We start from the raw sequence: 24652 nt of genomic DNA on the forward strand, positions 1-24652 counted from the left end.
CACTATCGAAGAACGGCTGAGCTACTTCTTAGCCTTCTCCGTGTCACCCGAGAGCGCGGCGATGAACGCCTCCTGGGGAACCTCGACGCGACCGACCATCTTCATGCGCTTCTTGCCCTCCTTCTGCTTCTCGAGCAGCTTGCGCTTGCGGGTGATGTCACCGCCGTAGCACTTGGCGAGGACGTCCTTGCGCATGGCACGGATCGACTCCCGCGCGATGATGCGCGCACCGATCGCCGCCTGGACGGGGACCTCGAACTGCTGGCGCGGGATGAGCTCGCGGAGGCGGCCGGTCATGAGGACGCCGTACGCGTAGGCCTTGTCGCGGTGCACGATCGCGCTGAACGCGTCGACCTGCTCCCCCTGCAACAGGATGTCCACCTTCACCAGGTCGGCCTCCTGCTCGCCAGCGGGTTCGTAGTCGAGCGAGGCGTAGCCGGCCGTCTTCGACTTCAGGTTGTCGAAGAAGTCGAACACGATCTCGCCGAGTGGCATCGTGTAGCGGATCTCCACGCGATCCTCACCCAGGTAGTCCATGCCGAGCAACGTGCCCCGGCGCCCCTGGCACAGTTCCATGATCACGCCGACGTAGTCCTTGGGTGCGAGGATCGCCGCCTTCACGACCGGCTCGGTGACCGAGACGATCTTGCCGGTCGGGAACTCGCTCGGGTTGGTGACGGTGACGACCTTCCGGTCCTCTCCCTTCACCTGGTAGATGACGGATGGCGCGGTCGTGATGAGGTCGAGGCCGAACTCGCGCTGCAGGCGTTCGGTGACGATCTCCAGGTGGAGCAGGCCGAGGAACCCGCATCGGAAGCCGAAGCCGAGCGCGACGGAGGTCTCGGGCTCGTAGACGAGCGCCGCGTCGGACAGCTTGAGCTTGTCGAGAGCCTCGCGGAGCTCGGGGTAGTCGCTGCCGTCGATCGGGTAGAGGCCGGAGAAGACCATCGGCAGCGGCTCGGTGTAGCCCGGCAACGCCTCGGTGGCGGGCTTGGCCGCCGTCGTGACGGTGTCGCCCACCTTCGACTGGCGGACATCCTTCACCCCGGTGATGAGGTAGCCGACCTCGCCGACGCCGAGCCCCTTCGCCGGGGTCGGTTCGGGCGCGCTGACGCCGATCTCGAGGATCTCGTGCGTCGCCTTCGTCGACATCATCTGGATGCGCTCGCGCGGCTTAAGGGAGCCGTCGATCATGCGCACGTAGGTGACGACTCCGCGGTAGGAGTCGTACACCGAGTCGAAGATCATCGCGCGAGCCGGAGCATCCGGTCGGCCCTGCGGAGCCGGGATGAGCCGCGTGACGTGGTCGAGGAGGTCCTCGACGCCCATGCCGGTCTTGCCCGACACGCGCAGCACGTCATCGGGCGAACCGCCGATGAGGCTGGCGAGCTCGTTCGCGTACTTGTCGGGATCGGCGGCGGGAAGGTCGATCTTGTTGAGGACCGGGATGATGGTGAGGTCGTTCTCGAGCGCGAGGTAGAGGTTGGCGAGGGTCTGCGCCTCGATGCCCTGTGCTGCATCGACGAGCAGGATCGCACCCTCACACGCCGCCAGCGATCTGGACACCTCGTAGGTGAAGTCGACGTGGCCGGGGGTGTCGATCATGTTGAGCGCGTAGGTCTGACCGTCGAGTTGCCAGGGCATGCGCACGGCCTGACTCTTGATGGTGATGCCGCGCTCGCGCTCGATGTCCATGCGATCGAGGTACTGGGCGCGCATGTCGCGGTCGCTGACTACTCCGGTCATCTGCAGCATGCGGTCGGCCAGGGTCGATTTGCCGTGGTCGATGTGGGCGATGATGCAGAAGTTGCGGATGAGGGCCGGATCGGTCGCGGCGGGCTCGAGAGGCTTCAGGGCTCGTGGTGACATCGTGCAACGATTCTCCCACGCTCACGTGGGCGAGAACTCCGCATCGGGTCGTGCGGTTCCCGGATGGGTCCACGAGGGCGACGGATGTCCGAGCCGGTCGATTGTCGCTCGCGACCGCTGGCTGGTAAGCTCTCCAGTTGGCTTGCGTGTGGGTCCCACCTCACACGAATTCGCCACTGAGCGCCCCTCTACCGCTCCGGTGGCAATCATCCGAGATCCACACCAAAACGAAAGAACTCAACGTGGCAAACATCAAGTCGCAGATCAAGCGCATCGGCACCAACAAGAAGGCGCAGGAGCGCAACAAAGCCGTCAAGAGCCAGCTCAAGACCGCCCTCCGCGCCACGCGCACCGCCGTCACCGCCGGCGACAAGGACGCAGCGAACGCCGCGCTCAAGACGGCTTCGAAGAAGCTCGACAAGGCCGTGAGCAAGGGCGTCATCCACAAGAACCAGGCCGCGAACCGCAAGTCGGCCATCGCCAAGCAGGTCGCAGCGCTCTAGATCGCGCGTCCTGTTCGACAGGCCCCATCGGCTCCAGCCGGCGGGGCCTTCGTCGTCCCACCACTGGACACGAACTCACCGATCGGGCTGTCCGCACGCCCTCCCGCGGACGCGTCCGGCTGGTCAGCGACCGCGGCCTGCGACCACGCCGATCATCCGTTCGAGGGCGAACACCGGGTCGCGCTCGGCTCCCTTGACCGCGGCATCGGTCTCCGCGAGCGTCGAGATGGCCTGAGCCAGACCCGATTCCGTCCAACCGGCGAGGTCCCGTTGGGCTCGCTCGACCTGCCACGGCGCGAGGCCGAGGCGTGACGCCAGTTGCGCCGATCCTCCGCGGGAGCCGAACAGTTTCGCCATCGTCCGCAGTTTGCTCGCGAAGGCGGCCACGATGGGGACGGGGTCCTCCCCCGATGAGATGGCATGGCGCAGGGTGACGAGAGCCTCGCCATAGCGTCCGGCGATGGCGGCGTCCGCCACCTTGAAGGCGTTCACCTCGACCCGCCCGCCGTAATAGCGTTCGACGGTCGCCTCGGTGATCTCGGCCGCCGCGTCGCTCATCAGTTGACGGCAGGCGGCGGAGAGCTCGGCGATGTCGTCGGAGAATGCCGCGACCAGAGCCCTCAGCGCGCCGGACGAGACGCGGCGTCCCTCCGAGCGGAACTCCGCTGCCGCGAAGTCGTACTTGTCCGCATCGCGCTTGATCTCGGCGCAGACCACTTCCACTCCACCACCGGCGCCCGCTCGAATCGCGTCGAGCAACTTCTTGCCGCGCACGCCACCCCCGTGGCGCAAAACGAGCGTGGTGTCGTCGGCCGGCGCGTCCAGGTAGGCGATGGTCTCGGCGATGAACGCGTCGGTGCACTTCTCGACGGCGCTCACACGGATCAGGCGCGGCTCGGCGAACAGGGAGGGGCTCGCGAGCGTGAGCAGCTCGCCGGGTGCGTAGGCGTCCGCAGCGATGTCGACCACCTCGAGGCTCGGGTCCTCCGCCTTGAGGGTGTCGCGGAGATCACGGATCGCCCGCTCCGCCAGGAACGTCTCCGTGCCGGACACCAGCACTACCGGCGCCGGTCGAGCGGAGTTCCAGCTCAGTTGCGGGATGGCGGACGCGCGGGCCCTGGCAGGGGCTGCGGAACGGGCTGCCACGCGAATCCTCTCGGTCGACGCACCACGATCTGTGCGATGTCAGCCTAGCCGGGGCCGCCGACGGGAACGGGCGCGTCCGCCCGCCGCTCCGACCAGGTGCGCAGGGTGCCATCCGGCCCCGGTGCGATGAGGATCATCCCCTGCAGGTCGGTGCGCAGAGCGTCGGTGCCGGTGCGCACGAGGATGCCGAGCAGCTTCGCGGTGGGATGGCCGTAGCCGTTGTCGACGCCAACCGAGATGAGGCCGACGCGAGCGCGCAGACGGCGGTACAGCTCCTCGCTCTGGTCCGCAGAGCCGTGGTGGGCGACCTTCACCACATCGACGGGCGTCGGCCGCGCGGCGGCCATCATCGCGTTCTGCGAGTCCTCGCCGAGGTCGCCGAGGAAGATCGAGCGGACCCCTCGGCCCGAGAACGTCACGGTGACGCTGCCGTCATTGCCCGACATCATGTCGCGCGCCCGCGCCTCGGGCCAGATCACTCCCCAGTCGAGTTCACCGAGGCGTCCGGACATCCCGGCGACACCGCGGACCACTCGCGCACCGCCGGCCGAGAGCTTGGCGGGAATGCGGGTGTCGGCATCCCGACCCGGCAGCCCCACGATCGCCTGGTCGACCCGCCCGACGACCGCGTCTACCCCGCCGACGTGGTCGAGGTCGTAATGCGTCAGGACGAGCAGGTCGATGCGACGCACGCCCAGCTCGTCGAGGCAGTGAGCGAGCGGCTTGGGATCCGGACCCACGTCGACGAGAGCATGGCGGTCTCCGTCCTGCACGAGCACCGCGTCGCCCTGCCCGATGTCGCAGGCGGCGAACATCCAGTCGGACGGTCTCGTGAGCAGGCGGGAGACGGATGCGCCAGCCAGCGATCCGCCATACGCACCCGCGATGAGCAGTAGCACCATGGTGGCGGCTGCGGGTCGCCGAACGCCGTCGGCACGACCCCGGATGACGAGCCAGAGCGCGAGCCCGACGACGACGGCGGTGATGACGACGCCTGCCGCTCCGCCGATCCACGGCAGCCGACCGAATGGCAGGCCATCCACCGTCCGAGCGACCTGGGCGATCCACGCGGCCGGTACCCAGGCGAGCCATGCGATTCCGGCTCCAGCACCCGGCAGCACCGGAATGACGAGGCAGGAGGCCAGGCCGAGGATGGTCGCCAGCGGTGCGGCAGGCTCAGCGAGCATGTTGGCGGCGATACCGGAGAGCGGCAGCGTGGGGTCGAGCAGCACCAGGATGGGCTGGCAGGCGACCTGGGCCGCCAGCGGGATCGCCACCGCCAAGGCGAGGGCGCGTGGCATCCAGCGGGCGAGGAGCGCCGCGAGCGGAGGCGCGAAGACGAGCAGTCCGAAGGTGGCCAGGGCGGAGAGCACGAAGCCGACGTCGCGTGCGAGCCATGGATCGACGGCGAGGATGAGGATGACGGCCACCGCCAACGCGGCGATGCCGCCGACCACGCGTCCCGAGACGAAGGCGAACAACACGAGGGACGCCATGACGGCCGCACGCACCACGCTCGGCTCCGGGGTGACAAGCACAACGAAGCCGCCAAGCGCTACGAGGGCGCACACGACGCGCAACCAGCGGGGCGCGCCGAGCGCACCGGCGATGAGCGCCACCAGCGCGACCACGACGGCGCAATTGGCCCCGGAGACGGCGGTCAGATGGCTGAGGGCGCTGTGCTTCATGGCCGTGTCCAGCTCGTCCGTCACCGAGCTCGTATCGCCGATCGCGAGGCCCGGCAGCAGGTCTCCGCCGTCGCCGGGCAACCGGGCTGCCACGTCGTGAAGCCCCGATCGCAGCTTCTCCGCCCACCCCAGGATCATGGTTGGCTCGGCGACGACCTTCAGCGTGTCGTCGGCGAAGAACAGGAAGGCGGCGTCCTCGCCGGGTGAGGTGCGTTGGATCGTTCCCGAACAGCGGATGGTGGAGCCGATCACCGGCGCCTTCCCGCTGACCGCGCCGAACGCGACGACGGGAACGGACAGGCCGCCCGGCGACGCGCCACCGTCCGAGGAGACGGCTGCCACGAGGGTGCCCGGGAATCGGACCCGGTGTCCTGCGCCGAACGGTGCGCTGCGGGCCGCGGTCACGTGACCGTCCACGACCAGCTCGACATCCATGCTCACCGAGTCCCCGGAGGCACGTTCGAGCGAGGCCGGTGACCGAAGCGGTTCGCCGACCGCGACACCGGCGCCCACGACCGCGGAGGCGGCCGCCAGGAGGGCGAGCAGCGCAACCGCTCGCGCCGGCGAGGGCCGCCAACCGCGCGACGCAGCCAGCCAGGTCGCCGCGATGGCTGCGCACGCGACGACGGCTGCCACGACGGTGCTCGCGGCAGCGGCATCCGGGACCCCGATGAGCACGGCCGCCACCGCCCACGCACCCATTGCCGGGACGAGCAGCGAAAGCGGTGGATGCGCCCTCACACCCGCACCAGCTCGCGCAGCCCGTCGAACGTCTTGTCGCCGATGCCCGAGACCTGTCTCAGGTCGTCGACACTCGAGAAGCGCCCGTGGGCGACGCGCCAGTCTAGGATGCGTTGCGCGAGAGCCGGACCGATGCGCGGGAGGGTGTCGAGGTCGGCGACGGTCGCCGTGTTGAGGTCGACGAGCCCACCGTGCATGCCACCCGCGGCCTCCGGCTGCCCGTCCACGGCCGGCGGTGGCACCTCGCCGACGGCCGGGACGACGAGTTGCTCCCCGTCGGAGAGGACGCGCGCGAGGTTGACTCCGGCCGGGTCTGCCGCTGGATCCAGACCGCCCGCCGCCGCGATCGCGTCCATCACCCGGGCGTCACCGCTCAGGCGGTAGAGGCCCGGATGGGCGACCGCACCGAGGACGTGCACCAGGATGACGGTGTCGGCGCTTCCGGCCGGACTCCCACCCGCTGCCGCATCCGTCGATCGCAGGTCCGTCGGCAGCTCGCTCGCCCGTACGACGGCGGAAGATCCGCCCGCGCCGAGGAGCGCCATCGCGACGGCCGCCACCAAGGCCGCCAGGACGAGTGCTGTGACGCCTCCCACGAGCAGTCGAACCCGCGGACGCGAGCGAGCAGCGGGTTCGAGACCGCTCAGTCCCTCGCTCTCGGCATCCACTCGAGCACGCTACGGCCCCACCGGTCGGCCACCTCCGTGCCCGGTGGGATCCGGTCACGGAGGCGGAAAGGGTGCCCTTGGGGAGGAGCCGGGCGTCAGCGGGCGAGGCCGCGGCAGCGGAATCCTCAGCCGCGCGTGGAGATCGACACGATGCGAGGAGCACGCACCACGACGTTGACGATCCCTCGATCGCCTACCGCACGCTGAACGGCGGCCGAGGCCCGAGCCAGATCTTCGAGCTGATCAGCGGCGATCGTCGGCGAGATCTCCAGTCGATCGCGCACCTTGCCGTCCACCTGCACGACCGCGACGACGGTCTCCTCGATCAGAAGCGTCGAGTCGGCCTTCCGCCACTGAGCGAGAGCCACCGACGGCGGGTAGCCGAGGCGAGCCCACATGTCCTCCGCGGTGTACGGCGCGAACAGGTTGAGCGCCATCGCCGTGACCTCCGCGGCCTCCCGGACCGCCGCATCCGCTGGGCCGGGGCCGGAATCGATGGCCTTGCGCGTAGCGTTGACCAGCTCCATCAGCCGGGCGACGACGACGTTGAACTTGAACGCCTCGATGAGTCCCGGCGCGTCCGCGAGGAACCGGTGGGTGACCCGGCGGAGGGCGGGATCTCCCGTCTTCCACTGGACGTCCGGGCTCGACGTCACGTCCTTCGCGACGCGCCAGGCACGCGCGAGGAACTTGGCCGAGCCGACCGGGGAGACATCCGCCCAGTCGATGTCGTCCTCGGGAGGGCCGGCGAAGGCCATCGTCAACCGAACCGCGTCGACGCCGTGCTGCTCGAGCTGGTCGGAGAGCCGGACGAGGTTGCCCTTCGACTTCGACATTGCCGATCCGTCCATCTGCACCATGCCCTGGTTCAGCAGGGCGGTGAACGGTTCGGTGAAGCTCAGGTAGCCGAGGTCGAAAAGCACCTTGGTGATGAAGCGGGCGTAGAGCAGGTGCAGGATGGCGTGCGTGACACCGCCGACGTACTGGTCGACGGGCGCCCACTTCTCGGCCTCGCGTGGATCGAACGCCTTCTCGTCGTCGTTCGGGTTCAGGAACCGCAGCCAGTACCAGGAGCTGTCGACGAAAGTGTCCATCGTGTCGGCGTCGCGGCGCGCCGGAGAACCGTCCACCGGGTTGGGCACGTTCACCCAGGCATCTGCGGCACCGAGCGGCGAGGTCCCCTTGGGCTTCAGGTCGAGACCTGCTGCGTCGGGGAGCAGGACGGGCAGCTGGTCCTCCGGCACCGGGTGCTCCGTGCCGTCAGCGCCGTGGATGATCGGGATGGGCGTACCCCAGTAGCGCTGACGCGAGATGAGCCAGTCGCGCAGGCGATAATTGCGCGCCGCGCGGCCGCGTCCATCAGCCTCGAGCAGCTCGACGACCTTCTTGATGGCGTTGGCTTTGGACAGCCCGTCGAGTGGACCGGAGTTCATCAGGCGGCCCTCACCGGCAAGGGCGACGCCCGTGCGCGCTGGGTCGAGCGGGTCCGGCTCGTCGGGCAGGATCGGGTCGCCGTTCTCGTCGAGGCCGATGACGGGGATGACGCCGGTCACCGGTGCGTTCACGTCGACGACCACGCGGATGGGCAGGTCGAAGGCGCGCGCGAAGTCGAGGTCGCGCTGATCGTGGGCGGGAACGGCCATGACCGCGCCGTGCCCGTAGTCGGCGAGCACGTAGTCCGCCGCCCACACCGGCATCCGCTCCCCCGTCACCGGGTTGATGGCGACGCGGCCGAGGTCGATCCCCGTCTTCGGGCGATCGGTGCTCTGGCGCTCCATCTCGGTCGACTTCTGCACCTCGGCGAGGTAGTCCGCGAAACGCTCCTGCACGGCATCTGTCGACCCGGCTGCCAGCTCGGCGGCCAGGTCGGAATCGGGCGCAACCACCATGAAGGTGGCGCCCCACAGAGTGTCGGGTCGGGTCGTGAAGACGGTGACGCGCTCGTCACGGCCCTCGATCTCGAACTCGACGTCGGCGCCGATCGAGCGACCGATCCAGTTGCGCTGCATGCTCAGCACCTTGGACGGCCATCGCCCCTCGAGCTGGTTGAGGTCGTCGAGCAGCCGGTCGGCGTAGTCGGTGATGCGCAGGTACCACTGCGTCAGCTTCTTCTTGACGACGACGGCGCCGCTGCGCTCGGAGGTGCCGTCGGGCAGCACCTGCTCATTGGCCAGCACGGTCTGGTCGACCGGGTCCCAGTTGACCCAGCTGTCCTTGCGGTAGGCCAACCCCTTCTTGTACATCTGCAGGAACAGCCACTGGTTCCACTTGTAGTACTCGGGATCGCTGGTGTGCAGCTCGCGATCCCAGTCGAAGGACGCCGCGTAGAGCTTCATGCTGCGCTTCTGCTGGTCGATGTTGTCGTAGGTCCAGCCGCGCGGGTCGATGCCGCGCTTGATGGCCGCATTCTCGGCGGGCAGGCCGAAGGAGTCCCAGCCGATCGGGTGCATCACGTTGAAGCCCTGCTGGCGCCAGTACCGCGCGATCACGTCGCCGAGCGCGTAAGCCTCCGCGTGGCCCATGTGCAGGTCGCCAGAGGGGTACGGGAACATGTCGAGGATGTACTTCCGCGGGCGCTTGTCGGCCGGATCGCCCGACCGGAAGGGCCGGAGTTCCTCCCAGACGGGCTGCCACTTGCGCTGGATGGCTGCGAAGTCGTAGACCTCGTCGCTGCTCGCGGTGTCGTGCTCGTGTGCCACGTGACTCTCAATCGTGCGGGTGTGATGACGGGAGCTGCGTTGCTCGGTCGGGCAGCCGGAAACACGGCCGTAACCCGAGCATCAAGCTTAGTGAACGGATGCGCCGAGCGCGGCGAGCAGGGCGGCCGCCTTGATGCGGGTCTCCTCGACCTCGTCGACGGGCACGGAGAGGGCGGTGATGCCGCCGCCCGTTCCGATGGTCGCGCCGGTATCCGTCAGCACGATCGACCGGATGACCATGGCCAGGTCGACCGAGCCATCGAGCGCCAGGTAGCCGAAGGCGCCGGAGTAGATGCCGCGCGGGCCGGCCTCGAGCTCGGCGAGGATCCGCATCGCGCTGATCTTGGGTGCGCCTGTCATCGACCCGGCGGGGAAGCACACTTCGATCGCCTCGATCGGCCCGACACCGGGAGCGAGCCTCGCCTCGACGGTGGACACGAGTTGATGCACCTGGGCGTAGCTCTCGACGGCGAGCAGGCTCGAGACGCTGACCGAGCCGAGTTCGGCGACGCGCCCGAGGTCGTTGCGCATCAGGTCGACGATCATGAGGTTCTCGGCCTGCTCCTTGTCGCTGGCCTCGAGCTCCGAGCGCAGTTCGAGGTCGCGCGCGAGCGTCGCCCCACGCGGACGGGTGCCCTTGATGGGCTTCGTCATCACGTGCCGGTCGGATCCGATGCGGAGGAACTGCTCGGGCGAGCTCGAGAGCAGCGCGACGCCGTCCGTCGTGAGGAGTCCGCCGTGGTGGGTCGGACTCGCCTGCCGCAAGCGGAGGTAGGTCGAGAGCGGGTCGAACGTGCCATCCACGGTGATCGTGTTGGTGAGGCAGAGCTGGTAGGCGTCGCCGCGCGCGATGGCGTCCTGGCACCGGCGCACCAGAGTCTCGTAGACGTCGGGCGGATGGCGCCAGCGCACGGCGGATGACGGCACGGCCGCGGGTTGCGGTCGGGGTGCGACCGGTCCGGAGCGCTGCAGCTGCTCGAGGGTCGCTCGCACCCAGCTGTCGAAGCCGGGGTCGTCGTCCAGCCCGACGAGCTCCACGGTGCCGCTGCCGTGGTCGAAGCCGATCACCCGCTCGCTGCGGAGGAGCGTGATCGTCGAGCTCTCCGCGGCAGGCAACGGGACCCCGGTCGTCAGGGTGCCGAGTTCGTAGCCGAACCAGCCCACCCAGCCGAGCGGCGCGCCACCGAGGTCGGGGACGGGTGGGCGAGCCAGCTCATGCCGGAGTTCGTCGAGCAGCCCTCGAGACGCGGCCGGGCCGGTCGCCGACAGTACGCGCTCGCCGGCTCCCATCCAGCTGCGGCCGGACTCCGCGTCGCGACCACCGTCGAGCCAGAACGTCGGCGTCGATGAGCCGAAGACCGACGTGAAAGCACTAGCCGGGTCGACCCATCCGTCGACGGCGACGCGACGAACGGGCATCCCCCCAGCGTACTCAGGCGGCCGGTTCGGTCTTCGGGGCGGATGGTGCCGGCGCGGCCGGAGGGGTCGCGGGAGCGGCGGGCTGGGCTGCCGGAGCATCCGTCTTCCGCGGATTGCGGATGCCGATGAACGCGATGACACCGCCCACGATCAGGAACGCGGCGCAGGCGATCGCCGCCCGGTGGTAGCCCGTGACGTCGAGCGTCGAGCCGACGATGACGCCCGTGCACGCGACCGCGATGAGGCCGGCGATGCGGGCGATCGCGTTGTTGACCGCCGAGCCGATGCCCGCACGCTTCGGGTCCACCGCGCCCAGGATGGCGGCCGTGAGGGGTGCGACCGTGATGGCCATGCCGACACCGAGGACGAGGATGCCGGGCAGCAACTGGGTCCAGTAGACCGCGTCGGAGGTCACCGACAGGGTCAGGAGCATGCCCGCGGCGCACACGAGCGGCCCGACCGTCATGAACAGGCGCGGTCCGTAGCGGCTGGAGAGCCCGCCGAAGAACGACGAGCCGACCACCATGATGACGGTCGACGGCACCTGTACGAGGCCCGCGAGCAGAGCCGTGTAGCCGGCCGCCTCCTGCACGAACACCGTCATGGCGAAACCGACGAAGGCGAATGCGGCGTAGATGAAGAAGGTGGCCAGGTTGCCCCAGGCGAAGTTGCGCTGCGCGAACAGGCTGAGGGGCATCATCGGGTTGGGGGCGCGCGACTCCCACCAGATGAACGTCGTCAGGCTCGCGACTCCGACGATGAGCGGCACGAGGATGAGCGGGCTCGTCCATCCGTACCGACCCTGCTCGATGAGGGCATAGACCGGTCCGGCGAGGCCGACCACTCCCAGGGCGGCCCCGACGAAGTCGATCTGCTGGCGCACCCGATCCTCCGAGGCCTGATCGATCTTTCTCATCAGCCACAGGGCGACGGCGATGGGCAGGAGGTTGATGCCGAAGATGAGTCGCCACGACACCGCGTCGACGAGCAGACCGCCGAGGGCCGGGCCGGCGAGGAAGGCGGCGGTGGTCCAGGCCGTCCAGCGCCCGATCGCCTTGCCCTGCTCGGCCGCCGGGAACGTCGCGATGATCAGCGCGAGGGAGCTCGGGACGAGCAGGGCGCCGGCGGCTCCCTGGACGATGCGGGCGCCGACGAGGAACTCCCCGGTCGGAGCCAGGGCGCAGGCGAGCGAGGTGATCGCGAATCCGAACAGGCCGATGCGCATGATGCGCAGGCGCCCGTAGTGGTCGGAGAGGGAACCGGCCAGGAGGATGAGGGAGCCGAGCGTGATGAGGTAGCCGTCGACCACCCACTGCTGCACCGCGAGGCCGCCGCCGAGCTCGCGCTTGATGGCCGGCAGTGCGACATTCGTGACGGCGCCGTCGAGGAACACGACGAACGAGACGATGATCGCCACGACGAGTACCCGCGTCTTCATGCTCACAGGCACAGGCTAGTCCTGCGCGGCCCAACGACCGGCGCTGCGCGTCAGTGGGAGGGGCCGAGGCGCTTGCGCAGCAGCTCGATGCGCGCCTGCAACTGGGTGACGCTCGCCTGCGCCACCGCCGGGCCGCCGCACATGCGACGAAGCTCCGCGTGCACCGATCCGTGCGGCTCGCCCGAGAGCTTCGACCACATGCCGACGAGGCTGTTGAGCAGGCTGCGCTGCTCCTTGAGCGTCCGGTACAGCGCGACCGGTTCTGCGGCGACGGCATCCGGTTCTGCCTTGCGTCGCTCGGTTACCCGCCGCGCCTGCCGCGACTGGCGCGCACGCAACAGCTCCGAGACCTGCTCCGGTTCCAGCAGCCCGGGAATGCCGATGAAGTCGAGCTCCTCCAGGCTGCCGGGTTCGGCGAGCGTTCCGTACTCTTGGCCGTCGTAGAGCACCCGGTCGAAGTCGGCGCTGGCGTGAAGCACCTGGAAGCTGAACTCGTCGGCGAGAGCATCCGACGCCTTCTCCTCGCGATTGGCCTCGGCGACCAAGGCGTCCTCGGGGTTGAAGAGATCGCCCTCGGCGTTCTCGTCGGTGCGCCGGTCGAGGGCGTGGTCGCGCTCGAGCTCCATCTGGGCGGCGAGCGCCATCAGGATCGGCACGTTCGGGAGGAAGACGGATGCCGTCTCGCCGCGTCGCCGGGCGCGCACGAACCGGCCGACCGCCTGGGCGAAGAACAGCGGAGTCGCCGAACTGGTGGCGTACACGCCGACGCTGAGGCGCGGCACGTCGACGCCCTCGGAGACCATCCGAACGGCGACCAGCCAGCGGGCGGTTCCCGCGCTGAACTGCTCGATGCGCTCGCTGGACTCCTTCTCGTCGGAGAGCACCACCGTCGGCGACTCCCCCGTGAGCTCGCGGAGGATCTTGGCGTAGGCACGTGCCACCGTCTGATCGGTGGCGATGACGAGGCCGCCGGCATCCGGGACCGCATGGCGCACCTCGGTGAGGCGCCGATCGGCCGCTCGCAGCACAGCCGGAATCCAGTTGCCGGTCGGCTCGAGCGCGGTGCGCCACGCCTGCGCGGTGATGTCCTTGGTGTTTCCCTCGCCGAGGCGCGCCTCCATCTCGTCGCCGGCGCGGGTGCGCCATTTCATCTGACCCGCGTAGACCATGAACATCACCGGACGCACGACGCCGTCGCGAAGCGCTCGCCCGTAGCCGTAGCCGTAGTCGCTCCGCGAGGTGCGGATGCCGTGCTCGTCCGGCGCGTACTCGACGAAGGGTATGGGCGCCGTGTCGGAGCGGAACGGCGTGCCCGTCAGAAGCAGCCGCCGGGTCGCGGGCTCGAACGCCTCGCGGATGGCGTCGCCCCAGCTGAGCGCGTCCCCACCGTGGTGCACCTCGTCGAGGATGACCAGCGATCGCCCCGATTCGGTGAGCTGGCGGTGCAGCGCCGCGCGACTGGCGACCTGCGCGTAGGTGACCGCGACACCGTGGAAGTGTCGTCCATAGTTCTGGTGTGCGTTGCGGAAGGTCGGGTCGAGACGGATGCCGGCGCGCGCCGCCGCATCCGCCCACTGCTTCTTGAGGTGCTCGGTGGGGGCGACGACCGTGATGCGATCGATCACGCGCCGCGCGCGCAGCTCCGCGGCGAGGCGGAGGGCGAACGTGGTCTTGCCGGCGCCCGGGGTCGCGGCGGCCAGGAAGTCCCGCGGCTCACGCTCGAAATAGGCATCGAGGGCCTCGGCCTGCCAGGCGCGAAGCTTGTCGGCCGTACCCCACGCGGCCCGCTCGGGGAACGACGGTGAGAGGTGCTCAGCCGCCGAGGTTCCGGGATGCGGTCCGTCGGGAATGGCTGTGCTCACTCGACAAGAATCTACCGGACTCCGCCGACATCGTCCGCTTCGACCGGGGCTGCAGCCCGGGTGCAGAATGGAAATGCTATGACGAACGACGACACCCTCCGGCATCCCTGGTCGCGCTACGTCGCCCTGGGCGACTCGTTCACGGAGGGCATCGGCGATCCGGAGCCGAACGTCCCCGGCGGCAATCGCGGATGGGCCGATCGGGTGGCCGAAGTCCTCAGCAGGGGCACACCAGACTTCGCCTACGCCAACCTAGCTGTGCGGGGCAAGCTCATCCAGCAGATCATCGATGACCAGATCGAGCCGGCTCTCGAGCTGCACCCCGACCTCATCACCATCTCGGCGGGCGGCAACGATGTCATCCGCCCGGGGTCGGATCCCGACCTCGTCTCGGCTAAGTTCGGCCAGGCGATCGAACGGCTCTCGGTCGATCACGCCACCATCGTCATCTTCACGGCGACGGATGTCGGCTTCTCGCCGGTCTTCCGTGGGATCCGCGGCAAGGTGGCCATCTACAACGAGAACATCCGCACGATCGCCGCTCGTCACGACTGCGTCGTGGCCGACCAGTGGAGTTTCACCGAGATCCAGGACTCGCGATTCTGGGCGCCCGACCGCCTGCACCTCAACGCGCTCGGCCACCACGAGGTCGCACGCCTCGTGCTGCGCTCGCTCAACGTGCCCAACAGCCTCGAACCGATGAAGCCCGAACCGCTTCCGACATCGACCTGGCGGCAGGCGCGCGCGGGCGACCTGCAGTGGGCCCGGGAATACCTCGTGCCGTGGGTACTGCGCCGTGTTCGTCACCAGTCGTCGGGCGACCACGTGCTGCCGAAGCGACCCGAGGCCGTTCCCTACGATCCGATGATCTGAACGACCCGATGATCTGAGACCGTCCGCTCAGCCGGCCAGCTCGCCCGGGTGGCCCAGCCGCCAGAACGTGCCCGGATCCTCGATGGATCCCTTGGCCACCAGCTTGACCGTCGTGGTGTCGGAGCCGACCGTGAAGGTGAGCGTTCCGAGCTGGTCACCGGCGCGGACCGTCTGCACCGGCCGCGCGACCGCCTTCGACGTGATGGGGGTGTCCGACCAGGTCAGCGCCGAGGCGTTCTCGGCCGCCACCGCGGTCACGCCGTCACCCCACTCGCTGCTGTACTCGGCGAAGCGGTCGCCCGCCTTGACGAGCGGAACGTCATGGAAACCCGGAACAGCGCTGGCGAGCAGCGTCGCGACCGACTGGTTGAGCACGGAGTGGTCGCCCATGTCCTTCCCGCCCAGCACCACTCCGACGACGGTGACGGTGTGGGAGCCGACGGTGTAATCCGCCGAGAACAGCAGGCACGCCCCGGCGTTGTCGTTCGTCCCCGTCTTGATGCCGTCGACGCCGGCCGTGCCGAGGAGCTTGTCGGTGTTCTCGATCGTTCCGACGCCCGGGATCTCGGCGGTCGGTTGGGAGACGATCGAGCTCACCGTCGCGTCCGCGTTCGCGAGTTTCGCCAGCGCGACGAGGTCGGTCGGCGTGCTCGCGCTTCCGTCATCCAGGCCGCTGGTGTCGACGACCTTCGTTCCCGTCAGCCCGTGCGCGGTCAGCCAAGCGCCCGCGGCCGCGAGGTAGGCGTCGACGGAACCGTACGCCCAGGTGGCGAGCGAGATGCTGTAGTTGCCGGCCGACGGCAGCAGCATCATGGCGAGGGACTGCTTCTCGGAGAGGACGAGGCCGTTGCGCACCGGTGCGACGGAGGCGCCCTGCGCGACCTCGTCGTAGTAGATGTCGACGTCGGCATCCGTGTAGGTGATCGACGGTCCCTCCTCGGTCGGCGGGATCGGCTTGGCGTCCAGGATGACGAGAGCGGTGACGACCTTGGTGATGCTCGCCATCGGAGCCGCGGACTGGTCGCCGTACGAGCCGAGCACCCCGTCGAAGCCGACCGCACCGATCGCGCCGCGCCCGTAGCCCGGCCACGCCAGTTGCACGGCGGGTTCCGTGATCGCGGCCGGTTGGGTGACCGTCGCGGCGGTCGCGGGGACAGCCGCCGTCAGGGTGGTCGACGTGTAGACGATCCCGGTGATGACGAGGAGGAGGGCGATGCCCACGGCGATGCGCCGACGTCGATAGATCTGGCGTCGCGTGAGGGGCATCGGGCCAGTCTAAATCGACGTTCGGCCGCCCACGCGCAGGGCGTAGAGGGCGACGGCGGATGCCGAGGCGACGTTGAGGGAATCGACGCCGTGCAGCATGGGGATCGTCACCACCGAGTCGGCGGCGGACAGGGCCGCCCTGCTGAGACCGTCGCCCTCGCTGCCCAGCACGAGGGCGAGCCGCTCCGGCGGATCAGCCGCGAGGTCGTCGAGGCTGACGGCGTCATCGGCGAGGGCCAGCGCCGCGATGTGGAATCCGGCGTCGTGAAGGAGCGGAACGGCGTCATCCCACTCCGGCAGGCGCGTCCACGGCACCTGGAGGACGGTCCCCATGCTCACCCGCACGCTCCGCCGGTACAGCGGATCGGCGCACCGCGGCGTCACGAGGACGGCATCGGCACCGAGCCCGGCGACCGATCGGAAGATGGCTCCCACGTTGGTGTGGTCGACGATGTCCTCCAGCACCACCACGCGGCGGGCGCCACGCAGGAGGTCGGCGGGATCGGGCAGCACCGGCCGGTGCATGGCCGCGAGCGCTCCGCGGTGGAGGTTGTAGCCGGTGAGGCTCTCGAGCACCTTCGCCTCGCCGACGAACACCGGCACGTCGGGGAACGGTTCGAGCATCGGAGCGACATCCGTCACCCACTGCTCCTGCAGCAGCACGGACCGGGGAACGTGCCCGGCGGCGAGCGCGCGGCGGATGACCTTGGTCGACTCGGCGATGTAGAGGCCGCCGGCGGGTTCAGTGGAGCGGCGGAGGGCCACATCCGTGAGCCTCGCGTAATCGGCCAGTCCATCGGCCTCGAGGTCGGAGATGGGGATGAGATGCACGCGCGGCTCGCTTTCGATCGGAACCATCGTGGCAGCCCGGGAAACAAACCGGAAAAGTACGGTGTTTAGACTCATCGGAAGGCGGGAGGTGGGTCATGCGGGAATCCGTGCTCGAGTTGAGCGATGAGCAGGCTGCCGCCGCCGACGCAGCGGCCGACCTGATGGCAGGACGCCGGACGCTGGTGCTCACGGGAGCGGGCGTCTCGACCGACTCCGGCATCCCCGACTATCGCGGCGAGGGTGCGCCGGTGCGCAACCCGATGACGTTCCAGCAGTTCCTTGCCGACGAGCGCCATCGCAAGCGGTACTGGGCGGGCAGCCACCTCGGCTACGGGCGGTTCGCGGCGGCGATGCCCAATCGGGGCCACCGGCTGCTCGCGTCGCTCGAAGACGCGGGCGTTCTCAGCGGTATCGTCACGCAGAACGTCGACGGCCTGCACACCCGAGCCGGATCATCCCGGGTGGTCACCCTGCACGGAACGATGGACCGGGTGCTGTGCCTGCACTGCGGCCAGGTGTTCGCACGCTCCGATGTCGCCAGACGGCTGTCCGAGGCCAATCCCTGGATGACGGAGGATGTCGCGGCGAGGCTCGCTCCCGACGGCGATGCCGACGTGTCCGACATCGACGCCTTCATCATTCCGGCGTGCACCGTGTGCGGCGGCATGCTCAAGCCCGACGTCGTGTTCTTCGGCGAGTTCGTGCCCCGGGAGAGCTTCCGGGAGGCGCAGGCGATGCTCACGGCGAGCGACGTGCTGATGGTGGCCGGATCCTCCCTCGTGGTGAACTCCGGCATCCGGCTGGTCGAGCAGGCCCGCCGCCAGCGCACGCCCATCGTCATCATCAACCGCGGCGTGACCAAGGGCGACGGGCGAGCGGCCGTCAAGATCGAGGCGGGCACGAGCGAGACGCTCGCCGCGATCAGCGCGCGCCTGGTCGCCTGAAGCCGCCCGGTCCGCCCCGGCGCCGTCAGCGGGCTGCGACGGTCTGTTCGAGCACGTCCAGCAGCTTGCGGGCGGATGACGCCCACGTGAATCGGCCGGCCTGCTCCAGCCCGAGCCGGGAGCGGCGTTCCCACTCCCCCGGCTTGTCGAGACGTTGCACCTCCGCCGCGAGCGCGGCGGCATCCGTCGGCGGAACGTAGACCGCGGCGTCACCCCCGATCTCTCGGAAGATCGGGATGTCGCTCACGACCACCGGCGTGCCCACCGACATCGCCTCCACCAGGGGGATGCCGAACCCCTCGTCGAGTGAGGTCGTCACGAACGCGGTCGCCTCCCTCAGCACCGCCGCGTACTCCGCGTCGCTCGCGCCGTCGTGGAAGACCAGTCGAGCCTCCGGTGCGAGCGCCTGCAGACGAGTGCGCTCGGCGTCGCTCACCCTGCTCATGAGGTGGAGTTCAGTGTCGAACAGGCGCGCGGTGGCCTCGACGAGGGTGTCGACGTTCTTGTACGGCATGAACGAGCCCATGTAGACGAGCGAGCGCTTCTCGGGGGCCCGTCGACGCGCGTCTCCCTCGTCGGCGGGCAACGGCGCAGCGGCGTTCGGCACCACGGTGACCGGCTTGTCGGTGAGGTGGTGTTCGGCGATGAGCCCCGCGGTGGTCTGCGAGACCGTCACCACCCCGTCCGAGCGGTTCAGGAGCATCCGCTGCGGCCACCAGGAGAGGTGGTACAGCCGCCATAACGCGCGCACGCCCCACGGCAGGTCGCGCGGCGGCGTGGGGTTGGTGTAGTAGATCAGGTCGTGCACGGTCAGCAGCAACGCGTAGCGCCGACCCCACGAGCCCATCGTCTGCATGGGGGTGAAGACGACGTCGGGCCGCAGGCGATTGACCTGCCGCGCCACCCACGGCTCGCGCGCGCTGGTCGGCGACGACACCAGCTGCCACGGCAGGTCGGGCAGCAGGTCGAGCTGGCGGTGGTCGCTGATGAGCATGGTCACCGGATGCAGGTGCGAGAGCTCCTCGACCAGGTTCGCCCCGTAGCGGGAGATGCCGTCGTGCTGGTCGAAGCGCGTGTACCGGGCATCGAAGACGATCCTCACGAGAGGAACTCGCGGATCTGCGCGGCCGCCGCCTCGGGCGTCTCGTAGTGGATGAGGTGGCCGACGTCGGGGATCACGTGCAGCCGGGCATCCGGGAACTGCGCCTGGAGACGGTGCTGGGCAGCCACCGGGGTGATGTCGTCCTTGTCGGCTGCGACGAGTAGCGTTCGGGGCGTGATGCGCGCGGCGTACTCACTGACGTCGTGGCTCACCGATGCTCGGAATGCCTCCAGCACCACGTCGCGGTCGGCGAACGCCGAAAAGTACTGGTCGTGCTGGTCGTGGATGAAGCGGCGCAGCTCGGGATCGCGGGTCTTCGCCATGGTCACGCTCATGACGCGGACGATCGCGCCGTTGCGGAGGAGGGCGAAACCGGCCTTCTCCGGCAGGGCGGCTCCCGCCTGGTAGTAGAACACGGCCAGACGCGTCATCACGCCGCGCGGGCCTTGCAGGGCGGGAGCGGCGATGGGATTGACGAGGATGACGTCGTCCGCGGGCAGACCGGCTGCCAGGGCCGCGGATGCGACGATCGAGCCGAACGAGTGGCCGAGGACGACCACACGACCCTGCGGGCGGACGGCGAGCATGAAGGCTTGCAGCCAGTCGGCGTAGCCGTCGATGTCGTGGGTGCGCGGCAGAGGCTCCGACGCTCCGAACCCCGGGAGGTCGGGCGAGATGATGCGGTACTCCGGCAGCTGAGCCACGACGGGCTCGAGGCCGTGGTGATCGCCGCGGAACCCGTGCACCATGACGATGGTCGTCTCGGCGTCGGCGGGGCCGTACTCCCAGTAGTGCGTGAGGGATCCAGCGGCGGAGACCGTGTGTTCGCCGACGGGGATCCGGGCGAGGCGATCGGCGTATGGCGAGGGGGCGGTCATCCGCTCCATTCTAGGTCGCGGGCCATCGCGGGGTGCCGAACGGGCTCCCGGCGGTGCGCTCCTAGACTCGACGGATGGCGACACCGTCCGATCCGCACATCCCGCTCATCGTCGTCCTGGGCGGGACGGGGGTCGCCGGTCGGGCCATCGTCGCCGACGCCCTCGCGCGCGGCGTTCGGGTGCGGTCGGTGAGCCGGAACGCCCCGCGACCCGCAAGCGCCGTCGCCGGCGTCGAATATGCCATCGCCGATATGCGTTCGGGGATCGGCCTGCAGGAGGCTCTCACCGACGCCGACGCTATCATCGACGCCTCCAACGGCCAGTCTCGGGCGGGGAGACGCACCCTCACCGATGCTCCGCGGGTCGTCGCGGCCGCCGCACGCCTCGCCCACGTGCACCGCCTCGTGCTGCTCTCGATCGTGAACGTCGATCGCGGCGAGTCGGGCTACTACCGGGCGAAAGCTGCTCAGGAGCAGGCCTATCTCGGCTCCTCCCTCGACGTCACCGTCGTTCGGGCCACCCAGTTCCACGGCTTCGTGGACGCCCTGGTCAGCGCGTTGCCCTTCGGCGCGTCAGCCGAGCTCATCGACGTCGTGCTGCAGCCGATCGCGGTGGCGGATGTCGCGCGCCGGCTCGTCGAGGAGGCGCTCATCCCCCGAGCGGGCGAGCGCACGGTGACGATCGCGGGGCCGGAGGTGCTCACGGGCGGTGTCCTGGCCTCACTGCACCGCTCGGCGCGGATGGGACGCGGACTCATCGTGCCGGTCCCCATCCCCGGAGCGTTCGGCCGCTTCTTCCGCAGCGGTCTGGCGGTCGTTCCGGATGCCGCGCACGGATCCGTCAGCTACGCGGAGTGGCTCGCCGGGGATGTCGGCGGCCCTGCCTACCCTGACGGTGTGAACGCGATCCCGACAGCCACCTGGGCCGACACCCTCGCCGTCTTCGACCTGGAGACGACGGGCGTCGACGTCGACACCACCCGCATCGTGACGGCCACCCTCGCCGTCATCGGCGCGGACGGCGGGGTCATCGAGCGGGTCGACTGGATCGTGGACCCCGGCATCGAGATTCCCGACGGCGCCGTCGCCGTGCACGGCATCACGACGGAGCACGCTCGCATCTACGGTCGCGTCGCGGCGGAGGCCATCGTCGAGATCGTCGCGGGCGTCCGGGGCCACCTCGCTGCGGGCATCCCGCTGGTCGCCTACAACGCCGCGTACGACCTCACGGTGCTCAGTCGCGAGGCGGAGCGCTACGGCATCCCGCCGCTCACGGGACCGTTGCCCGTCATCGACCCGTACATCATCGACAAGGCCGTCGACCGCTACCGCCGGGGCAAGCGCACCCTCACGGCGACGACCGAGCATTACGGCGTGAGGCTGGATGCGGCGCATGATGCCGGCGCCGACGCGATCGCCGCCGGCCACGTCGCCCAGGCGCTGGCCCGACGCTATCCGCACGCCCTCGCGATCGCCGTCGAGGAGCTGCACGCCCGCCAGGTGGCGTGGGCGCTCGATCAGGCCGAGAGCTTCCAGAGCTACATGCGCCGGGAGCGGGATCCGGAGTTCACGACCTCGGGCATCTGGCCGCAACGCTGATCGCCCCTCCGGCGTCAACCCTCCCGCAGCAGTGCCATAACGCGCATCCCCTCACGCGGCAGTGCCATAACGCGCATCCGCCCACACGGCCGTGCCATAACGCGCATCACGTTTACTCAGAGAAAGCAACGGTGGGCATCCCGACGCCGGATGGGTGCGAGAACGCGCAGCGCATCCGCCCGCGCGTCGGTGCCATAACGCGCATTAGCCCGCGTGCTGAAAACGTACCCGCCCATCCCCCACGGCAGGTTCGATGCCATAACGCGCATCCGCTCCCGCGTCGGTGCCATAACGCGCATCCGCCCACACGGCCGTGCCATAACGCGCATCCGGTGGCAGTAGGACCGGGCAACTGTCGTAGCGCCCACATACCGTGGGCTATGTGCATCCCGGCGCGTAGGTTCCACACGACGGGCATCCGCTCGAGCGGCGGTGCCATAACGCGCATCCGATCGCGTGGCCGTGCAATAACACGCATCCCGCCCACAGGTTCAGTGCCATGGCGCGCATCCGCTCTCGGGGCATTGCCATAACGCGCATCCGCCGGCGGGGCAGTGCCATAACGCGCATCCGTCGCGAGCCCGAACGCCGAACGGCCCCCGTCCAGTGGACGAGGGCCGTTCGAGTGAAGCTGCGGCTTACTTGCCGAAGTTCTTGAAGCGCTGGTTGAACTTCTCGACGCGACCGGCCGAGTCCATGATGCGCTGCTTGCCGGTGTAGAACGGGTGCGATGCCGACGAGATCTCCACGTCGATGACGGGGTAGGTGTTGCCGTCCTCCCACTCGATCGTCTTGGCGCTGCCGACGGTGGAACGGGTCAGGAACGACTCGCCCGACGCCAGGTCGCGGAAGACCACCGGTGCGTACTGGGGGTGGATGTCAGACTTCATGAAGATTCCTTGTGTTTCGGTTTGGGATGAACGCCCGCTGCCGCACGTAACGGTGGTGGCGCTGAAACAGATGGCACGAGGGCCAGCTGACAATATTAGCAGAGATCCGGCTCTCCCCCTGCACCGACAGGGCGCCCGGCTCAGGCCGCTCGCGCGGTGTAGCGCCCATCCGACTCGGTCAGGGTGATGGGCATCCCGAACGTCTCGGTGAGGGTCTCCGACGTCAGCGCTTCCGCGAGCGGACCGGATGCGACGACAGAACCCTGCCGAAGCAGCAGTGCGTGCGTGAAGCCCTGCGGAATCTCCTCGACGTGGTGGGTGACCATGACGAAGGCCGGGGATGCGGACTCCTGGGCGTAGCCGCTGAGCAGCTGCAGCAGCTCCTCGCGGGCGCCGAGGTCGAGGCTAGCGGCCGGCTCATCGAGCAGCAGCAGCTCGGGGTCGGTCATCACCGAGCGGGCGATTTGAACGCGCTTCTGCTCGCCGTCGCTGAGCGTGCCGAAGGCCCGATCGGCGAGGTGGTCGAGCTTCCACTCCTTCAGCACCCGTTGCGCGCGGCGGGAGTCGATGTCCTCGTACTCCTCGTTCCAGCGGCCGGTGACCGAGTAGGCGGCGGTCATGACGACGTTGAGCACCTTCTCATCGCGCGGGACGCGCCGGGCCATCGCCGTGGACGCGAAGCCGATCATCGGTCGCAATTCGAACACGTCGACCGCTCCGAGACGCTCGTCGAGAACCTCCGCGGTGCCGCTGGTGGGGTGCAGGAACGCGGAGGCGATCTGCAGCAGGGTGGTCTTGCCCGCGCCGTTGGGTCCGAGGATCACCCAGCGCTGGTCGTCGTCCACACTCCAGTTGACCGAGTCGAGAATGGCATTGCCGTCGCGCACGACGGTCACGTCAGAGAACTGGAGAACGTTCGGCATACAGCAATGCTATCCGTCGGCGGGAGCCCCTCAGCGTGCGTCGATCACCTCGACAACGACTCGTAGATCTCGCGTGTGCGGATGGCGATCCGGTCCCACCCGAACACCTCGCGGGCGCGCTCACGACCGGCCTCACCCATCCGCGCCGCCGCATCCGGATCGCCGACGACCGCGGTGAGCGCCTCGGCCAGATCGGCAACGAACCGGTCGGGATCGATGGGCGTTCCCGTGCCGTCCTGCATCTGGTCGATCGGCACCAACCGTCCGGTGACACCGTCGTCGACGACCTCGGGGATCCCGCCCGTTGCCGTACCCACGACCGGGAGGCCGCACGCCATCGCCTCGAGGTTAACGATGCCGAGCGGCTCGTATACCGAGGGGCAGACGAACGCCGTCCCTGCCGTGAGCACGGCCGAGAGTTCGTGCTGGCTGAGCAGCTTGTCGATCCAGACGACGCCCGTGCGCTCCTGCTGCAGCTCTCGGACGAGGCCGCTCACCTCGTCCATGATCGCCTGCGTGTCGGGCGCCCCGGCGCACAGCACCAGCTGCACCTCGGGTGGCAGCAGCCGCGCTGCTCGAAGCAGGTAGGGCAGACCCTTCTGGCGCGTGATGCGCCCGACGAAGACGACCGTCGGACGATCGGGATCGATGCCGTAACCCCGCACGACCTCGTCGTCGTGCACCGGCTTCCAGCGCTCGAGGTCGATGCCGTTGTAGACGACGTGGACGCGCGCGGGGTCGATGGCGGGATACGCGCGCAGGATGTCGTTGCGCATGCCTCCACTGACGGCGATGACGGCATCCGCCGCCTCGAACGCGGTCTTCTCCACCCAGCTCGACACCGCGTAGCCGCCACCGAGCTGCTCGGCCTTCCAGGGTCGGAGGGGCTCGAGGCTGTGAGCGGTGACGACGTGCGGGATGCCGTGCAGCAGGCTCGCGATGTGACCGGCGCCGTTGGCGTACCAGGTGTGCGAGTGCACCACCTGCGCGCCTGCGCAGTCCTGCGCGATGGCGAGATCGGTGCCGAGGGTGGTGATCGCCGGGTTGGCGTCGGCGAGCTCCTCCGGCGGGCGGTAGGAGTAGGTGTCGGCCTCGTCGCGCGGGGCGCCGAACGCGCGCACGACCACCTCGGTGTCTCCGCGCAGCGCGCGCACCAACTCGGCGACGTGCACCCCCGCTCCTCCATAGACTTCCGGCGGATACTCACGGGTGATCAGGTCGACGCGCATGATGCCACGTTAGGCCACCCGGTGACCGGCGCACAGCCCCGCCGTACCTGACGCGTCGCCGCGCGACAACCCTCGGCGGGCGCTG

The 24652-nt window shown here is 69.3% G+C and carries 19 protein-coding genes; 4 read left to right on the plus strand and 15 right to left on the minus strand.

The features are described 5' to 3' along the window. Positions 1-21 precede the first annotated feature (21 nt). Positions 22-1869 (minus strand): translation elongation factor 4, encoded by a 1848-nt coding sequence (lepA, locus tag E6C70_RS03710; protein ID WP_136422325.1) that lies wholly within the window; start codon positions 1867-1869, stop codon positions 22-24. Between the two features lie 242 nt (positions 1870-2111). Here lepA and rpsT point away from each other — a divergent pair, with 242 nt between their 5' ends. Further along, positions 2112-2372, plus strand: a complete 261-nt coding sequence (gene rpsT, locus E6C70_RS03715; protein WP_136422327.1) for a 30S ribosomal protein S20 — start codon at positions 2112-2114, stop codon at positions 2370-2372. Between the two features lie 123 nt (positions 2373-2495). Here rpsT and holA read toward each other — a convergent pair whose 3' ends face one another. From holA to E6C70_RS03750, 7 genes are all read right to left on the minus strand, one after another. Next, complete coding sequence (holA, locus tag E6C70_RS03720; protein ID WP_136422329.1) at positions 2496-3518, minus strand: DNA polymerase III subunit delta; 1023 nt, start codon at positions 3516-3518, stop codon at positions 2496-2498. A 44-nt stretch (positions 3519-3562) separates the two neighbouring features. Then, the gene (locus tag E6C70_RS03725) at positions 3563-5947 is read right to left on the minus strand and encodes a ComEC/Rec2 family competence protein (protein WP_136422331.1); all 2385 of its coding nucleotides are present in this window, start codon (positions 5945-5947) and stop codon (positions 3563-3565) included. After that, positions 5944-6615, minus strand: a complete 672-nt coding sequence (locus E6C70_RS03730; protein WP_235833257.1) for a ComEA family DNA-binding protein — start codon at positions 6613-6615, stop codon at positions 5944-5946. Before E6C70_RS03730 ends, E6C70_RS03725 begins: the two co-directional genes overlap by 4 nt. 125 nt (positions 6616-6740) lie before the next feature. Continuing rightward, positions 6741-9314 (minus strand): leucine--tRNA ligase, encoded by a 2574-nt coding sequence (gene leuS / locus E6C70_RS03735; protein ID WP_136422333.1) that lies wholly within the window; start codon positions 9312-9314, stop codon positions 6741-6743. A gap of 87 nt (positions 9315-9401) precedes the next feature. Then, positions 9402-10733 (minus strand): anthranilate synthase component I family protein, encoded by a 1332-nt coding sequence (locus E6C70_RS03740; RefSeq protein WP_136422335.1) that lies wholly within the window; start codon positions 10731-10733, stop codon positions 9402-9404. Positions 10734-10746: 13 nt separating this feature from the next. Beyond that, positions 10747-12171 carry an MFS transporter gene (locus E6C70_RS03745; protein WP_136423715.1) on the minus strand — a complete coding sequence of 475 codons (1425 nt, stop codon included), beginning with the start codon at positions 12169-12171 and terminating at the stop codon, positions 10747-10749. Between the two features lie 50 nt (positions 12172-12221). Then, positions 12222-14033 (minus strand): DEAD/DEAH box helicase, encoded by a 1812-nt coding sequence (locus E6C70_RS03750; RefSeq protein WP_235833258.1) that lies wholly within the window; start codon positions 14031-14033, stop codon positions 12222-12224. A gap of 78 nt (positions 14034-14111) precedes the next feature. Between E6C70_RS03750 and E6C70_RS03755 the strand changes: the two genes are divergently transcribed. Next, on the plus strand, positions 14112-14906 hold the full coding sequence (locus E6C70_RS03755; RefSeq protein ID WP_136422338.1) for an SGNH/GDSL hydrolase family protein: 795 nt from the start codon (positions 14112-14114) through the stop codon (positions 14904-14906). 27 nt (positions 14907-14933) lie between these two features. Here E6C70_RS03755 and E6C70_RS03760 read toward each other — a convergent pair whose 3' ends face one another. Further along, the gene (locus E6C70_RS03760; RefSeq protein WP_136422340.1) at positions 14934-16172 is read right to left on the minus strand and encodes a D-alanyl-D-alanine carboxypeptidase family protein; all 1239 of its coding nucleotides are present in this window, start codon (positions 16170-16172) and stop codon (positions 14934-14936) included. A 9-nt stretch (positions 16173-16181) separates the two neighbouring features. Further along, positions 16182-17030, minus strand: coding sequence for a TrmH family RNA methyltransferase (locus E6C70_RS03765; protein WP_407921013.1), 849 nt, complete (start codon positions 17028-17030; stop codon positions 16182-16184). Positions 17031-17098: 68 nt separating this feature from the next. Between E6C70_RS03765 and E6C70_RS03770 the strand changes: the two genes are divergently transcribed. Then, entirely contained in the window at positions 17099-17947 is an 849-nt protein-coding gene (locus tag E6C70_RS03770) for a Sir2 family NAD-dependent protein deacetylase (protein WP_136422342.1), read from the plus strand. Between the two features lie 25 nt (positions 17948-17972). Here E6C70_RS03770 and E6C70_RS03775 read toward each other — a convergent pair whose 3' ends face one another. Both E6C70_RS03775 and E6C70_RS03780 read right to left on the minus strand, forming a co-directional pair. Then, positions 17973-19049 (minus strand): glycosyltransferase family 4 protein, encoded by a 1077-nt coding sequence (locus tag E6C70_RS03775; protein WP_136422344.1) that lies wholly within the window; start codon positions 19047-19049, stop codon positions 17973-17975. Further along, on the minus strand, positions 19046-19927 hold the full coding sequence (locus tag E6C70_RS03780; protein WP_136422345.1) for an alpha/beta fold hydrolase: 882 nt from the start codon (positions 19925-19927) through the stop codon (positions 19046-19048). The genes E6C70_RS03775 and E6C70_RS03780 overlap by 4 nt, the downstream gene beginning before the upstream one ends. A 74-nt stretch (positions 19928-20001) precedes the next feature. Here E6C70_RS03780 and E6C70_RS17215 point away from each other — a divergent pair, with 74 nt between their 5' ends. Beyond that, positions 20002-21525 carry an exonuclease domain-containing protein gene (locus E6C70_RS17215; protein WP_136422347.1) on the plus strand — a complete coding sequence of 508 codons (1524 nt, stop codon included), beginning with the start codon at positions 20002-20004 and terminating at the stop codon, positions 21523-21525. Positions 21526-22163: 638 nt separating this feature from the next. Here E6C70_RS17215 and E6C70_RS03790 read toward each other — a convergent pair. The 3 genes from E6C70_RS03790 to glgA form a co-directional block, all read right to left on the minus strand. Continuing rightward, positions 22164-22415 carry a type B 50S ribosomal protein L31 gene (locus tag E6C70_RS03790; protein ID WP_136422349.1) on the minus strand — a complete coding sequence of 84 codons (252 nt, stop codon included), beginning with the start codon at positions 22413-22415 and terminating at the stop codon, positions 22164-22166. A gap of 140 nt (positions 22416-22555) precedes the next feature. After that, complete coding sequence (locus E6C70_RS03795; protein WP_136422351.1) at positions 22556-23338, minus strand: ABC transporter ATP-binding protein; 783 nt, start codon at positions 23336-23338, stop codon at positions 22556-22558. Between the two features lie 44 nt (positions 23339-23382). Next, the gene (glgA, locus tag E6C70_RS03800) at positions 23383-24567 is read right to left on the minus strand and encodes a glycogen synthase (protein WP_136422353.1); all 1185 of its coding nucleotides are present in this window, start codon (positions 24565-24567) and stop codon (positions 23383-23385) included. Between the last annotated feature and the right edge of the window lie 85 nt (positions 24568-24652).

Source organism: Orlajensenia flava (assembly GCF_004801905.1).
Classification (GTDB): domain Bacteria; phylum Actinomycetota; class Actinomycetes; order Actinomycetales; family Microbacteriaceae; genus Orlajensenia; species Orlajensenia flava.

What these genes read in the sequence shown, in the direction of transcription:
- E6C70_RS03770 (WP_136422342.1), top strand. Translation starts at nt 17,099, where the DNA reads ATGCGGGAATCCGTGCTCGAGTTGAGCGATGAGCAGGCTGCCGCCGCC.
- E6C70_RS03740 (WP_136422335.1), bottom strand. Translation starts at nt 10,733, where the DNA reads ATGCCCGTTCGTCGCGTCGCCGTCGACGGATGGGTCGACCCGGCTAGT.
- E6C70_RS03765 (WP_407921013.1), bottom strand. Translation starts at nt 17,030, where the DNA reads ATGGTTCCGATCGAAAGCGAGCCGCGCGTGCATCTCATCCCCATCTCC.
- E6C70_RS03795 (WP_136422351.1), bottom strand. Translation starts at nt 23,338, where the DNA reads ATGCCGAACGTTCTCCAGTTCTCTGACGTGACCGTCGTGCGCGACGGC.
- E6C70_RS03755 (WP_136422338.1), top strand. Translation starts at nt 14,112, where the DNA reads ATGACGAACGACGACACCCTCCGGCATCCCTGGTCGCGCTACGTCGCC.
- E6C70_RS17215 (WP_136422347.1), top strand. Translation starts at nt 20,002, where the DNA reads ATGGCGACACCGTCCGATCCGCACATCCCGCTCATCGTCGTCCTGGGC.
- E6C70_RS03760 (WP_136422340.1), bottom strand. Translation starts at nt 16,172, where the DNA reads ATGCCCCTCACGCGACGCCAGATCTATCGACGTCGGCGCATCGCCGTG.
- E6C70_RS03790 (WP_136422349.1), bottom strand. Translation starts at nt 22,415, where the DNA reads ATGAAGTCTGACATCCACCCCCAGTACGCACCGGTGGTCTTCCGCGAC.
- lepA (WP_136422325.1), bottom strand. Translation starts at nt 1,869, where the DNA reads ATGTCACCACGAGCCCTGAAGCCTCTCGAGCCCGCCGCGACCGATCCG.
- glgA (WP_136422353.1), bottom strand. Translation starts at nt 24,567, where the DNA reads ATGCGCGTCGACCTGATCACCCGTGAGTATCCGCCGGAAGTCTATGGA.
- E6C70_RS03745 (WP_136423715.1), bottom strand. Translation starts at nt 12,171, where the DNA reads ATGAAGACGCGGGTACTCGTCGTGGCGATCATCGTCTCGTTCGTCGTG.
- E6C70_RS03780 (WP_136422345.1), bottom strand. Translation starts at nt 19,927, where the DNA reads ATGACCGCCCCCTCGCCATACGCCGATCGCCTCGCCCGGATCCCCGTC.